Genomic DNA, 12,898 nt, shown 5'->3' with positions numbered 1-12,898 from the left:
TCACCGCCACCGGAGCGCTGCCCGGGAAATCGGCCGTCGCCGGGCTACGCTGACCGCCGACGACGCGATCGCGGGGGGCTGCCGGATGACGACGACGATGCTGCTGGACACCGACCGGGCGCTGGTCCAGGCCGCCACGGCGGTCGCCAAGCTGCGCTGCCGCAGCGCGAACCACACCGTGGCGGCGGCGGCTCGGACCGCCGACGGCCGGGTCTTCACCGGGGTGGACCTGCTGCACCCCACCGGCGGCCCCTGTGCCGAGATCGTGGTCCTCGGGACCGCCGCCACCCAGGGCGTGGGCAAGCTGGAGGCGATCGTCGCGGTGGGCGACCGGGGGCGCGGGGTGGTCCCGCCGTGCGGGCGGTGCCGGCAGGTGCTGCTCGACTACCACCCGGGCATCCGGGTCATCGTCGGCCCGCTGGACGCGTTGCGGAAGCTGCCGGTCGCCGACCTGCTGCCGGAGCGGGACACCTGGGCCGACCAGCGGCTGGACGCCTCGGCGATCGTGCGGACCGGCCAGTGGCCCATGCCGACGGTCCCGACCAGCCGGCCCGCCTCGGAGGACTGACCCGGCGTCGAGACCCGCTTTCTCTTGCCCCGCTTTCTCCTGCCCCGGATTCTCGGTGTGGAGCCCCCGTTCTCTCTGATCCTCGATCCCCGGTGTCGAACCGTGGGTCCTCGGTGTCGGCGTCTGCGCCTCGACCGTCAAGACGGACGTGGCGCCTGACATCTCCGATGGTGTCTGAACGATCGGCATCGCCAACGAGCTCCTTTGGCGACCTGGCCGGTACCTGATGGCCTGATCGACCTCGCCCGCCTCCTGAGAAGGCGGCCCCTCCCGACACCCCGAGCGTCCTTTTCCGACGGCTGGGAGTCCTCCGCTGAGTTCCGGAAATCAGCAAGATCACGCTCGATCCATGAATTAGTGGTCTCCCCTTCAATGAACACCACTATTTCCATGTTCGTGCATGATCTTCCGACCGTCGCGGGAAGGCACGGGCACCATGGCAACGGATGGGGTGCGGGCCGGGTGGGGGGTGTGAGAGGCACGAGGGGGGCGAGCTACTAGCGGGGTGCGAGGGGATGGCTGGGCGGGTGGGGTGCGAAGGCGGGTGGGGTGCGAGGGGATGTGTGGGTGCGAAGGCGGGTGGGGTGCAAGGGCATGGGTGGGTGGGTGGGGTGCGAAGGCGGGTGGGGTGCGGGGCGTGCGTGGGTGCGCGCAGGCGAGTGGGTGGCGGGGGCGCGGCGTGGTGGCGCATTGTGGCGGCGCAATGCCTGGTTAACGATGGGGCGGGTGAGCAAACGCGAATGGAGTGCAGTGAGGCTGCGGCGAACGGCCGTGTGGTGGGTGTGCGGCGGAGAGCGGTGGTGCCCAGGACGGTGGGTGGGGTGGGGGGCGTGTGGTGGAGAGCGGGGGTGGGAGATTACGCCCGGGAGCGGTGTCCGCGGCGACGTAGTGCGGCGCGTACCTCGGCGAGGAAGCCGGCAAAGTCCTCGCGGAGCCGCCGGGCGGTCAGGTGCAGCACGATCCACTCCCCGCCGAGCAGCTGGTTCAGTCGACGCCGGTCCCGGTGGAACTGGTCGGCGTCGTTGTGCCACAGCCCGTCGTACTCGACGGCGACCTTGAACTGTGGCCACGCGAGATCGAGCCGGGCAACGAACCGACCGTCGGCCGTGACGACCCACTGGGTCTCGGGTCGGGGCAGACCGGCCAGCACCAGGCGGACCCTCGTCCGTGACTCCTGCGGCGACTCGGCTCCCGGGTCGGCCAGGTCGGCGGCGCGGAGCAGGGCTCGCCACCCGCGTTGCCCGGCCCGCGAGAGGGCATAGTCCCGCACGGTGGGAACGTCGGTGAGGCGGCCGGCCAACAGCGCGTCGATGACGACGACCGCCTCCACCACGTCGCACCACCGGGCCAGGTCCCAGCAGGTACGTTCTGCCGAGGTCACCGGCACCCCGGCCTGGTCGATCACATCTTCGGGCGCGAGATCACCGTGGTGCACCCGCAGGCCGACCGCCGGCCCGCGTCGCCGCCCGGCCGCCGGCTGCCCGCCCGCGACCGGCCGCCGACGGTGTACGAGCACATCGATCGGTTCATCAGCGGATACGCCGGTGACACCGAACAGGGCTGCGGCGGACCGGCCGGCGATGGCGGCACCGGACGGCAGCAGCCAGCGGGTCGCAGCCGTGCACCGGTGGCGGTGGGTGACCCTGAGCTGGGCGTCGGCGTAGACGTCCCGAAACAGCGGTCGCCAGGCGGAGCTGCGCAGGTCGTTGCGGGTGAGCAGGCCGCGCGACACGGCCACCGATCCACGGAAGATGCGCCCCCGCAACTGCGGCGGGCGACGGGGAGTCTTCGGCACACCTCCACCCTGCCCGTCGCGTCCCCTTCCAAGCTGTCCCCTGTGGACAACTTCGTCGCCAACCTCCGCCGTAGTTCCCCTCCGCCTGCTCTCCCTGTGGATAACCCGGGGCGACGGATGAGGCCGCCGCTGCTGCGAGAGGCAGACGGCCGATGTGGCTGGAGATCACGGTGCAACGAGGATGCTGCAACCAGGATGTAGTGGTCTCCTACCGTGGGGAGGCCACTACATCCTGGTTCGAGCACGATCTTGGGCGCCGAGCTGACCCGCCGCTGTACCTGCGCCGGCGGGACCGAGTCCGAGCGGCGGGACCGAGTCCAGCGGGACGTCCGAGCGGCGGGACGGGAACGCCAACAGCGTCCGAGCCTCGACGAGGCTCGGACGCTGTTGGGCGGTGTGCTGGTCGGTCGTGGTGGGTCGGTGGGCTGCCGGGTGGGCGCTGGCCGGTTCGGGTGGGCGGTGTGCTGGTCGGTCGTGGTGGGTCGGTGGGCTGCCGGGTGGGCGCTGGCCGGTTCGGGTGGGCGGTGTGCTGGTCGGTCGTGGTGGGTCGGTGGGCTGCCGGGTGGGCGCTGGCCGGTTCGGGTGGGCGGTGGCCGGTTCGGGTGGGGGAGCGGAGCCGACCCGGACCGGCCGTTGCCCGGGGTCAGGCGGCGGTCGACCAGATGGCGCGGAAGGCGGCGGCCTCGCCGGCCAGCCACTGCTCGACCTGTGCCGGCTTGACGTGGTCGGGCGTGCGGTGTGTGACACCCCGCCGCACGTCGACCAGGACCGGCTCGGCGTGCGGCAGCACGGCGTCCATGTGCCGGGCCATCAGGTGCAGGGTGGCCAGGGCCGCCTCCTCGCTCGGCGGGGTCTCGTCGAAGTGCAGCCGGACGGCCTCGGCGTGACCGTCGGCGTACCGGATGCCGAAGTGGGGGTTGATCTTGACGGGGAGGTCGCCGAGCATCGCGAGGGCGTCGCGGGTCTGCGCCAGCTCGATGCCGGCCGGCTCGCCCAGCGACTCCAGCCAGGCCGTCGCGCCGGGCACCAGAGCCTGGTAGAGCGGACGCCAGCGCGGCTTGACCAGATCGGCCACGCCGGCCAGGTGGCTGCCGCCGGTGTGGAAGGCGATGTCGGCCTTGAGCGCCTTGACGAACTGGCCGTGCGGGTTGAAGCCGTGCCGGCTGGCCCGCTGCCGGCGCAGGCCGCCGACGAAGGTGGCCTTGGTGGGCCCGGTGCGGTCGACGTACCGGGTGAAACCGAGGAGGGTGGCGTACGGCGTGAGGGGGGCATTGATGGGCGCGGTCACGAGCGTCCTCCCAGGTCAGGAACTCGATTAGTACATACATTCTAATCGACGGGGGTGACATCGCCCAGGGCGGAAAAGGGGCCGTCCGGACGCACCGGACGACCCCTTCCGAGAAAAAATCAGAGCTGCCCGACGTCCGTCACCCGGACCACGGCGGCCCCCGCCTCGTCCGAGGCGGCCAGGTCGACCTCGGCGCTGATCCCCCAGTCGTGGTCACCCTCCGGGTCGTCCAGGATCTGCCGGACGGTCCACTTCTCCCGGCCCTGCTCGATCATGAGCAGCGCCGGGCCGCGCGCGTCCGGCCCCACCCCGATCCCGTCGTACGCCTCGAAGTACGGCTCCAGCGCGTCGGCCCAGGCGTCCGCGTCCCAGCCGGTCGCGCCGTCCAGCTCGCCGAGGTCCCACCAGCGGCGCAGGGCGGCCAGCTCGACCCGGCGGAACAGCGCGTTGCGGACCAGCACCCGGAAGGCGCGGGCGTTGCGGGTGACCGCTGGCACCCGCTCCTCCAGCGACGCGTGGGCCAGCGCCACGTCGGCGACGTCGGACGGGTTGCGCAGCCGCTCCCACTCGTCGATCAGGCTGGAGTCGACCTGGCGGACCAGCTCCCCCAGCCACTCGATGAGGTCGATCAGCTCCTCGGTCTTGGCGTCCTCGGGCACGGTCTGCCGCAGCGTCTTGTAGGCGTCGGCGAGGTAGCGCAGCACCAGCCCCTCGGACCGGGTCAGCCCGTAGAACTGCACGTACTCGCCGAAGGTCATCGCGCGTTCGTACATGTCCCGGACCACGGACTTGGGGGAGAGCTGGTGGTCGGCGACCCACGGGTGCCCCTGCCGGTACATCTCGTACGCGGCGTGCAGCAGCTCCGCCAGCGGCTTCGGCCAGGTCACCTCGTCGAGCAGCTCCATGCGGGCCTCGTACTCGATGCCGTCGGCCTTCATCGCGGCGACCGCCTCGCCGCGCGCCTTGAACTGCTGGGCGGAGAGCACCTGGCGCGGGTCGTCGAGGATCGACTCGATCACGCTCAACACGTCCAGGGCGTACGACGGGGACTCGACGTCGAGCAGTTCGATGGCGGCCAGGGCCAGCGGCGACAGCGGCTGGTTGAGCGCGAAGTCGAGCTGGAGGTCGACGGTGAGCCGGACCCGGCGGCCGGTCTCGTCGGGCTCGGCGAGCTGCTCGACCACCCCACCGGCGCGCAGCGCCCGGTAGATGGCGATGGCCCGGCGGATGTGCCGGCGCTGGGCGGCGGCGTCCTCGTGGTTGTCGGTGAGCAGGTGCCGCATCGAGGCGAACGCGTCGCCCGGCCGGCCGATCACGTTGAGCAGCATCGAGTGGCTGACCTGGAAGCTGGAGGTCAGCGGCTCCGGCTCAGCCTCGACCAGGCGTTGGAAGGTCGGCTCACCCCAGCCGACCGAGCCCTCCGGCGGCTTCTTCTTGACCACCTTGCGCCGCTTCTTGGGGTCGTCACCGGCTTTGGCCAGCGCCTTCTCGTTGTCGATCACATGTTCGGGGGCCTGCACCACGACCCGCCCGATGGTGTCGAAGCCGGCCCGCCCGGCCCGCCCGGCGATCTGGTGGAACTCGCGGGCCTTGAGCAGCCGGGTACGCACCCCGTCGTACTTGCTCAGGCCGGTGAACAGCACCGTACGGATCGGCACGTTGATGCCCACACCCAGCGTGTCGGTGCCGCAGATGACCTTGAGCAGCCCGGCCTGGGCCAGCGTCTCCACCAGCCGGCGGTACTTGGGCAGCATCCCGGCGTGGTGCACGCCGATGCCGTGGCGCACCAGCCTCGACAGCGTCTTGCCGAAGCCGGAGGTGAACCGGAAGTTGCCGATCGCGGCGGCGATCATGTCCTTCTCGGCCCGGGTGCAGACGTTGACGCTCATCAGCGCCTGGGCGCGTTCCAGCGCGGCGGCCTGGGTGAAGTGCACCACGTACACCGGGGCCTGCTTGGTCTCCAGCAGCTCCTCCAGCGTCTCGTGCAGCGGCGTCATCGCGTACGAGAAGATCAGCGGGACCGGCCGCTCGGCCGACCGGACGACGGCGGTCGACCGGCCGGTGCGCCGGGTCAGGTCGTCGACGAACCGGGTGGTGTCCCCCAGGGTGGCCGACATCAGCACGAACTGCGCCTGCGGCAGCTCGATGATCGGCACCTGCCAGGCCCAGCCCCGGTCCGGCTCGGCATAGAAGTGGAACTCGTCCATCACCACCTGGCCGACGTCGGCCCGGGCGCCCTCGCGCAGCGCCAGGTTGGCCAGGATCTCGGCGGTGCAGCAGATGATCGGGGCGTCGGCGTTGACGCTGGCATCGCCGGTGAGCATCCCGACGTTATCCGCGCCGAACACCTCGCACAGCGCGAAGAACTTCTCCGACACCAGGGCCTTGATCGGGGCGGTGTAGAAGCTCGTCCGGTCGTCGGCCAGGGCGGTGAAGTGCGCCGCGATGGCGACCAGGCTCTTGCCCGAACCGGTCGGCGTATTCATGATCACGTTGGCGCCGGAGACGATCTCGATGACCGCCTCCTCCTGGTGCGGGTAGAGGTCCAGCCCACGCCCGGACGCCCAGCCGGCGAACGCGTCGAAGAGGGTGTCGGGGTCGGCGCTTCGAGGCAGCGCGGCAGTCAGCGTCATAGCGCCCCCATCGTGCCCGCACCACCGCCCCCCACGCCAACCGGGCCACCGTCCCGGGCCGCCGTGCCGTCGCCCGCGCCCACCCGGCCCCGGCGGGCGACCATCCGGACCGGCCGTCCGGACCCCGCCGGGCGGCCGGAGCGGGGCCGGGCGGCCGGACTTCGGCGGAGTTCAGCGGCGGCGGTGGATCAGGTCGAAGACGGGGCGACCGGCGGTCAGGGCGCGGCGCTCGAACTTGGTCACCGGGCGGTGGGCGGGGCGGGGGGCGTAACCGCCGTGCACGTCGTCCAGCCCGGGATCGGCGGTCAGCGTCGACCGCATCGACGCGGCGTACTCGGCCCAGTCGGTGGCGCAGTGCAGGGTGCCGCCGACGGCCAGCCGGGAACGCAGCAACGCCACGTGCTCCGGCTGGATGATCCGCCGCTTGTGGTGCCGCAGCTTGGGCCACGGGTCGGGAAAGAAGACGTGCACCGCGTCCAGGCAGCCCTCCGGCATGGCCCGGACCAGGTCCAGCGCGTCGCCCTCGGCGACCCGGACGTTACGCAGGCCGTGGCGCTGCACCAGGTCGAGCAGGTTGGCGATGCCCGGGGTGTGCACCTCGACCGCCAGGTAGTCGCGGCCCGGGTCGGCGGCGGCCATCGCCGCGGTGGCGTCACCCATCCCGGAGCCGATCTCCAGCACCACCGGTGCCCGCCGGTCGAAGAACCGGGTCGGATCGACCGGCCCGTCGAGGTCGGCGATCCCGATCCCGTACGCCGGCTGGAGCCGGGCCAGCGCGTCGGTCTGCCGGCTGCTCATCCGGCCGCGCCGGGGGTGGAAGGTGCGGATCCGGGTGGCCGGCGGGGCCACCGGAACGGCGGGGTCAGCGTCGAGGGAGGTCACAGCGACCCGAGCGTACGCGACGGTTCCGCCGTATCGGATGTGCCGTCGGTCGGAGGGTGAGACGATTCATCCTGTATACGGCAGGTCGACGCCCGGGTCGGTCGGGCGCTGCCCGGGACGCCGGAGGGGGAATGGTGTCGATCACGCTGCACCGGGCCGCGCTGGCGGTGGCCCTCGGTGCCCTCGTCCCCGCGCTGTGGCACGCCGCCCCGACCTCGGCCGCCGCCCCGCTGGGAGCTGGCCCGCTCCCCGCCGCGCCGGTGGCTGTCGTGCCGGCCGCCGCCCCGCTCCCCGCCGCCGTGCCGGCCGTCGTCGTGCCGGCCGCCGCTGTGCCGGTGGCTGTCGTGCCGGTCGTCGCTGCGGTTCCCGGGCCGGGGCAACCCGCGCCGGACGACGGGGGCGGGGAGCCCCAGCCGCCGCCCGGCGTGGTCTTCGTCGAGGTGACCCCGGGCACCGTCGAGCCGGGTTACCTGGTCGGCATCCGGGCGAGCTGTCACGACAACTCGATCCCGGCGACCGTCGTGTCGGACGCCTTCGGCCGGGTCCAGGTCCAACCGCAGCAGGGGCTGCTCAGGGCCGCCCCGATGGTCCGGGACCGGACCCGCCCGGGCAGCTACCGGGTCAAGCTGGAATGCCCCGACGGGGCGACCGCCTCGACGGCGCTCCAGGTGGTCAAGAAGGTGAAGCCCAGCCCCGGGCCGCACACCGGCTTCGGCGGCACGGCCGGCGGCGGGCTGCCCGGCGGGCTGCTGGTGCCCGGCGGGCTGGCGCTGACCATCGCCGGGGCCGTCGTCGGGATCGTGGCGGCCCGCCGGCCGCGTGGCGTCGCCGGGAGCTGACCGTGCCCCCGTCGCCCGTCCCTTCGGCTCCCCGCAGCGGGCCACTTCCGCCGCCCGCCTCTCCGGGTTCCCGCAGCGGCCCGCTCCCGCCGCCGGCCAGCCCGGACCCGCAGCACCACGACCCGGTCCGACAGCCCGATCGTCCGGTGCCGCCGGATCGTGGCCCGCTCCCGCCGCCCGGTACGCCGACTCCGCAGCACCGCGTCGCCGGCCCGGCGGCGTCGTCCGGTGGCCCTCCGGCGTCGACCCGGAGCCCCTGGTCGGTGCCGCTGGCCGTGCTGCTGGTGCTGCTCGGGGTCTTCGCCACCGGTGCCGGGTTGGGCCGGACGGTCGGGCCACTGGACCGGTCTGGCACGCCGTCACCGCGCGCGGCGGCCGGTGCCGGGCAGAGCCCCGTGCCGGGCAGCCTGCCGGCCAGCCGACCCCTCCGGCTCACCGTCCCGGCGATCAGGGTGGCCGCCCCGGTGGCCCCGGTCGGTCAGGCCCGGGACGGATCGATCGACGTCCCCCCGCTGGACCGGCACCACGAGACCGGCTGGTACGACCGTGGTCCGACCCCGGGTGAGCCGGGTCGGGCGATCATCGTCGGGCACGTCGACTCGAAGGACGGCCCGTCGGTCTTCTACGACCTGCGCCGGCTCAAGACCGGCGACACGATCGAGGTGACCCGGGACGACCGGCGGGTGGTGGTCTTCCGGGTCGACTCGGTGGAGTTCTTCGACAAGTCGGCGCTGCCCGCCGACCGGGTCTACGGCAACAGCGGGGCACCCGCCCTCCGGTTGATCACCTGCGGCGGCCAGTGGGTCGGCGGGCGCACCGGCTACGCCGACAATGTGATCGCCTTCGCCTCGCTGGCCGACATCCGCTCACCCTGACCCGCCCCGCCCCGGCGGGACGACGGCGGCCCCTCGCCGTCCCGGGGGACGACGCCGGCCCGGGCCGGCGGCACCCGCCCTGTCCCGTACCGGGCGACGATGCCGGCCCCGGGCCGACCGCGCGGTCGGCCCGCCCGGGGCGGCGTCGCTCAGCCCTTGCCGGTCACCTGCTGGACGACCTCGAACTCCAGCAGCGACGCGCCGGAGGCGACCGGTCGCTGCTGCTCGCCACCGGAGCCACCGGCGTGCGCGGCCCGGGACGGCCCGGCCGCCCAGGCCTGGTAGGCCTCCTCGCTCTCCCACCGGGTGTAGACGAAGTAGCGGCTCTCCCCGGCGACCGGGCGCAGCAGCTCGAAGCCGAGGAAGCCCGGGGAGTTCTCCACCGCGCCGGCCCGGGCGGCGAACCGCTTCTCCAGCTCCGCACTCGCACCGGGCGGGACATCGATCGCGTTGATCTTCACGACTGCCATCCCACCAGCCTAGCCGCGCCCCCGCCCCCGGACTCCGGGCTCCCGACGCCACCGCGACCCCGACCGCCGCCGTCCGCGCCGCGTCGACCGGGGGACGCGTGACGACGGGCGGGTCGCGTGGGCAGCGGTGGCCGGCGGGGACGGCGGCGGCCGGCGTCGGCGGGTCAGTCGGTGGGCCGGCGAGCCCAGGCCAGGAAGCGGTCGGTCACGTCGGTCCGGCGGCCGTTGTCGAGTTGGGTCAGGTGCTCGGTCGCCTCTGCCGACAGCCCGGCGAGCAGGGCTAGCAGGCCGGGCCGGTCCCCGTCGTACCGGGAGAGCAAGCCCGGGAGGACAGCCGCGCAGCCCGGGAGGACAGCTGCTCAGCCCGGGACGACGGCTCCGCAGCCCCGGGCGGCGGCGCGGCGGGCGGGGCGGAACGCCGCCCGGCCGGAGCCGGCGGTGCCGCGCCGCAGGACGGTGGCGACTCCGCCCCGCGCCAGCCGGCCGGACCCGGTGGGCGACTCGCCGGTGACCGGGTGACCGCCCCGCTGCCGGGCCGGCACACCCCGGTACGCCCGATCTGGCTCTGCCGGGTCGACGCGAACCCGTGGCCGTGCGGCGAGGCGAAACTCGCCCTGGAGCTCTGGCCGGAGGCGCTGCGGCGGCGCGAGCCGGTGTGGTTCCGCCGGTGGGCCGACATCGAGCGGGAGGCGATCGCGTTGCGATGGTTCGAGCTGGCCTGGATTCCCGGCCTGCTCCAGACCGAAGCCTACGCACGGGCGACCCTGGCGGGTGAGGCGCTCACCGAGGAGGAGGTCGACCAGCTCACCAAGGCACGGCTCGGCCGGCAGTCGGTGCTGCACCGGGCCCGCCCGCCGTTGCTGGTCGCCGTCATCGACGAGGCGGTGCTCCGTCGGCCGGTGCGGGGGCGGCCCGAGCTGATGCGCGAGCAGTGCGCCCACCTGGCCGAGTGCGCCGAGCTGCCGACCGTGCAGGTGCACGTGGTCCCGGCGGACACCGGGATGTACGCCGGTCTCGGTGGGCCGTTCATCGTGGCCGACCTCGACGACGGGACGCGGGTGACGCATGTGGACGGTCAGGTGCGCGCGCAGATCATCGACCAGCGTCAGGATATCGCTACCTTGGAACAGCGGTGGGCGCGCATAGTGGGGGAGGCCCTGCCCCGGGCGCAGTCCCTGGATCTCATTCGGAAGGTGGCGACGTCATGAACGTGACCGGTGCGCGGTGGCGCAAGAGCACCCGGAGCGGCAACAACGGCGGCAACTGCGTCGAGGTGGCGGACAATCTGCCCGGTGTCGTCCTGGTGCGCGACACGAAAGACCGTGAAGGCGGGACGCTGGCCTTCACGCCGGGCGCGTGGCGCGGCTTCGTCGACCTCGCCAGGGCCGCCCGCCGCCGCTAGGCAGGAGCACCCGGGATCGTCGGTGCAGGCGCAGGCGCTGGTGCTTGGCGGGTCAGGCCGGTGCGACCTCCGGTGGGTCGGTGTCGACCACGATCGGGGCGTGGTCGGAGGGCCCCTTGCCCTTGCGGGCCTCCCGGTCGACGTACGCGGAGCGGACCCTCACGGCCAGCGGCGCGGAGGCGTACACCAGGTCGATCCGCATGCCCTTGTTCTGGTGGAACATGCCGGCCCGGTAGTCCCAGTAGGTGTACGGGTGCGGCCCCTTCATCGGGGTGGGCACCACGTCGCTGAGACCGAGGTCGCGCAGGGCGGCCAGGGCGGCCCGCTCGGCGGGGGTGACGTGGGTGGAGGTGGCGAAGAGCGCCGGATCCCAGACGTCGGCGTCGGTCGGGGCGACGTTGAAGTCCCCGCAGACGGCGACCGGCCCACCGGCGGCCACCTCGGGTTCCAGGGCGTCCCGTAGCGCGGCGAACCAGGCCAGCTTGTACGCGTAGTGCGGGTCGTCGACCGCCCGGCCGTTCGGGACGTACACCGACCAGACCCGGACCCCGGCGCAGGTGGCGGAGACGGCGCGGGCCTCAGGCTGCGGAAAGCCGGGTTCGCCGGGGAAGCCGACGGTGACGTCGGTCAGGCCGACGCGGGACAGGATCGCCACCCCGTTCCACCGGCCGTCGCCGTGGCTGGCCACCTGGTAGCCCAGCGCACCGACCTCGGTGACCGGGAAGGCCCCGTCGGGGCACTTGGTCTCCTGGAGGCAGACCACGTCGGGGGCGGTGCCGGCGAGCCAGTCCAGCAGCCGGGGCAGCCGGGCCTTCACCGAGTTCACGTTCCAGGTCGCCAGGCGCATGTGCCCAGCCTGCCGCATCACCGCCGGCCGCGCCGGGTCGGCCCGCCGGGCGGCCACCGGGACGGGTGGCCATCACGGCGGGCGGCCATCGGGACGGGCGGCGGCGTCCCCGCTCGGGGTCGCCGCCGTCGGGGCACGGGCCGGTCAGGGGGTGGGGTTGTCCCCGGGCCGGGTCTGCTCGGCGAGGTAACGCTCCAACTCGGCCCCCAGTTCGTCGGCGGTAGGCAGGGGACCGGTCTCGGCGGCGAGCAGATTCTTCTCGCCGCGCCCCCGGGCGAACGCGTCGTACTGCTCCTCCAGGGCCTTGACCAGCGCGGCGGCCTCGTCGGTCTGGGCGACCTGCCGGTCGATCTCCATCCGGACCACCTCGGCGGCGGAGCGGAGGCTGTCGTTGGGCAGCAGCAGCCCGGTGCTGCGCGACACCGAGGAGAGCAGCACCTCGGCGGCGGCCGGGTACTCGGTCTGGGCGACGTAGTGCGGCACGTGGGCGGCGAAGCCGAGGGCGTCCCGGCCGAGCTGGCCGAGCCGGTACTCGAGCAGGTGCCCGACGCTGCCGGGGACCTGCACCCGCTGCAACCACGGTTCGTAACCGGCGATCAGCTCCCGCCGGGTGGCGTGGGCGGTGACCCCGGTGGGCCGGGTGTGCGGGACGGCCATCGGGATCGAGTTGAGGCCCACGGTGAGCCGGACGTCGAGCCGGGCGGCCACCGCGCCGACCGCCGCCACGAAACGCTCCCATTGCAGGTCGGGTTCCGGGCCGGTGAGCAGGAGGAACGGCGTCTCGTCATCGTCCTGGAGCAGGTGCATCGCCAACTCGGGGGCGTCGTACTCCTCCCAGTGGTCCTCGACGAAGGTCATCACCGGTCGCCGGGACCGGTAGTCGAAGAGCTGGTCGACGTCGAAGGTGGCGATGGTGCGGGCGTCCAGCGAGGTGAGGAGCTGCTCGCGGGCCAGTCGACTGGCGTTGCCGGCGTCGACGAAGCCGGTGAGCGCCTGGATCAGCACCGGCTGACCGAGGTCGGGCAGATCGTCGGTGAGCTGGTACAGCTCGTGTGGGTCGAGCACCGGTCGGACCTCCTGAGGAAACGCGCGTACGGGTGGCTCGCACGGACCGCACCCGGTTCGGGGAACGTACCCGGCGCTGCTGTCCATTCCATCACTGGGCGCAACGTGACCGATCCGGCTATCAAACCCGGAGGAAGCTGCCAATTCGTCGAGTGGATCGGGGTGGCTGGGCCGGACGGTTCCGTCCTGTCGGCCAAAAGGCGGACATGGTGGATCATGGTAGGGACCGCGGTG

13 protein-coding genes are annotated in these 12,898 nt (G+C 73.4%); 5 read left to right on the top strand and 8 right to left on the bottom strand.

The genetic code is table 11. The features are described from left to right. Positions 1 to 85: 85 nt before the first annotated feature. On the top strand, positions 86 to 568 hold the full coding sequence (locus GA0070623_RS08585) for a cytidine deaminase family protein (protein WP_067314487.1): 483 nt from the start codon (positions 86 to 88) through the stop codon (positions 566 to 568). A gap of 856 nt (positions 569 to 1,424) precedes the next feature. Here the strand turns inward: GA0070623_RS08585 and GA0070623_RS08580 are convergent. From GA0070623_RS08580 to trmB, 4 genes are all read right to left on the bottom strand, one after another. Next, positions 1,425 to 2,363 carry an endonuclease domain-containing protein gene (locus GA0070623_RS08580; protein WP_157517712.1) on the bottom strand — a complete coding sequence of 313 codons (939 nt, stop codon included), beginning with the start codon at positions 2,361 to 2,363 and terminating at the stop codon, positions 1,425 to 1,427. Positions 2,364 to 3,006: 643 nt separating this feature from the next. Then, positions 3,007 to 3,651, bottom strand: a complete 645-nt coding sequence (locus GA0070623_RS08575; RefSeq protein ID WP_067312583.1) for a hypothetical protein — start codon at positions 3,649 to 3,651, stop codon at positions 3,007 to 3,009. Positions 3,652 to 3,770: 119 nt separating this feature from the next. Next, positions 3,771 to 6,284, bottom strand: a complete 2,514-nt coding sequence (locus GA0070623_RS08570) for a DEAD/DEAH box helicase (RefSeq protein WP_067312580.1) — start codon at positions 6,282 to 6,284, stop codon at positions 3,771 to 3,773. A gap of 171 nt (positions 6,285 to 6,455) precedes the next feature. Beyond that, a complete protein-coding gene (trmB, locus tag GA0070623_RS08565; RefSeq protein WP_067312594.1) occupies positions 6,456 to 7,082 on the bottom strand; it encodes a tRNA (guanosine(46)-N7)-methyltransferase TrmB in 627 nt (208 codons plus the stop codon). 215 nt (positions 7,083 to 7,297) lie between these two features. On the opposite strand from trmB, the gene GA0070623_RS08560 reads away from it, so the two are divergent. Together GA0070623_RS08560 and GA0070623_RS08555 are read left to right on the top strand one after the other, a co-directional pair. Next, positions 7,298 to 8,005 carry a hypothetical protein gene (locus tag GA0070623_RS08560; RefSeq protein WP_231932719.1) on the top strand — a complete coding sequence of 236 codons (708 nt, stop codon included), beginning with the start codon at positions 7,298 to 7,300 and terminating at the stop codon, positions 8,003 to 8,005. Positions 8,006 to 8,268: 263 nt separating this feature from the next. Beyond that, positions 8,269 to 8,880: a class F sortase gene (locus tag GA0070623_RS08555; protein WP_067312578.1), complete on the top strand. Its 612-nt coding sequence runs from the start codon at positions 8,269 to 8,271 to the stop codon at positions 8,878 to 8,880. 149 nt (positions 8,881 to 9,029) lie between these two features. Here GA0070623_RS08555 and GA0070623_RS08550 read toward each other — a convergent pair whose 3' ends face one another. Then, positions 9,030 to 9,350, bottom strand: a complete 321-nt coding sequence (locus GA0070623_RS08550; RefSeq protein ID WP_067312576.1) for an antibiotic biosynthesis monooxygenase family protein — start codon at positions 9,348 to 9,350, stop codon at positions 9,030 to 9,032. Between the two features lie 164 nt (positions 9,351 to 9,514). Then, positions 9,515 to 9,670, bottom strand: a complete 156-nt coding sequence (locus GA0070623_RS29880; protein ID WP_157517600.1) for a hypothetical protein — start codon at positions 9,668 to 9,670, stop codon at positions 9,515 to 9,517. Between the two features lie 237 nt (positions 9,671 to 9,907). On the opposite strand from GA0070623_RS29880, the gene GA0070623_RS08540 reads away from it, so the two are divergent. After that, a complete protein-coding gene (locus tag GA0070623_RS08540) occupies positions 9,908 to 10,558 on the top strand; it encodes a DUF5753 domain-containing protein (RefSeq protein WP_231932818.1) in 651 nt (216 codons plus the stop codon). Between the two features lie 2 nt (positions 10,559 to 10,560). Continuing rightward, positions 10,561 to 10,752, top strand: coding sequence for a DUF397 domain-containing protein (locus tag GA0070623_RS08535; RefSeq protein WP_084261484.1), 192 nt, complete (start codon positions 10,561 to 10,563; stop codon positions 10,750 to 10,752). Positions 10,753 to 10,804: 52 nt separating this feature from the next. Here GA0070623_RS08535 and GA0070623_RS08530 read toward each other — a convergent pair whose 3' ends face one another. Both GA0070623_RS08530 and GA0070623_RS08525 read right to left on the bottom strand, forming a co-directional pair. Then, on the bottom strand, positions 10,805 to 11,599 hold the full coding sequence (locus GA0070623_RS08530; protein WP_067312587.1) for an exodeoxyribonuclease III: 795 nt from the start codon (positions 11,597 to 11,599) through the stop codon (positions 10,805 to 10,807). Between the two features lie 144 nt (positions 11,600 to 11,743). Then, positions 11,744 to 12,664 carry a proteasome assembly chaperone family protein gene (locus GA0070623_RS08525; protein ID WP_067312570.1) on the bottom strand — a complete coding sequence of 307 codons (921 nt, stop codon included), beginning with the start codon at positions 12,662 to 12,664 and terminating at the stop codon, positions 11,744 to 11,746. Between the last annotated feature and the right edge of the window lie 234 nt (positions 12,665 to 12,898).

Source organism: Micromonospora rifamycinica (genome assembly GCF_900090265.1).
Classification (GTDB): Bacteria; Actinomycetota; Actinomycetes; order Mycobacteriales; family Micromonosporaceae; genus Micromonospora; species Micromonospora rifamycinica.
This window is presented reverse-complemented; position numbering and strand designations above follow the sequence as displayed.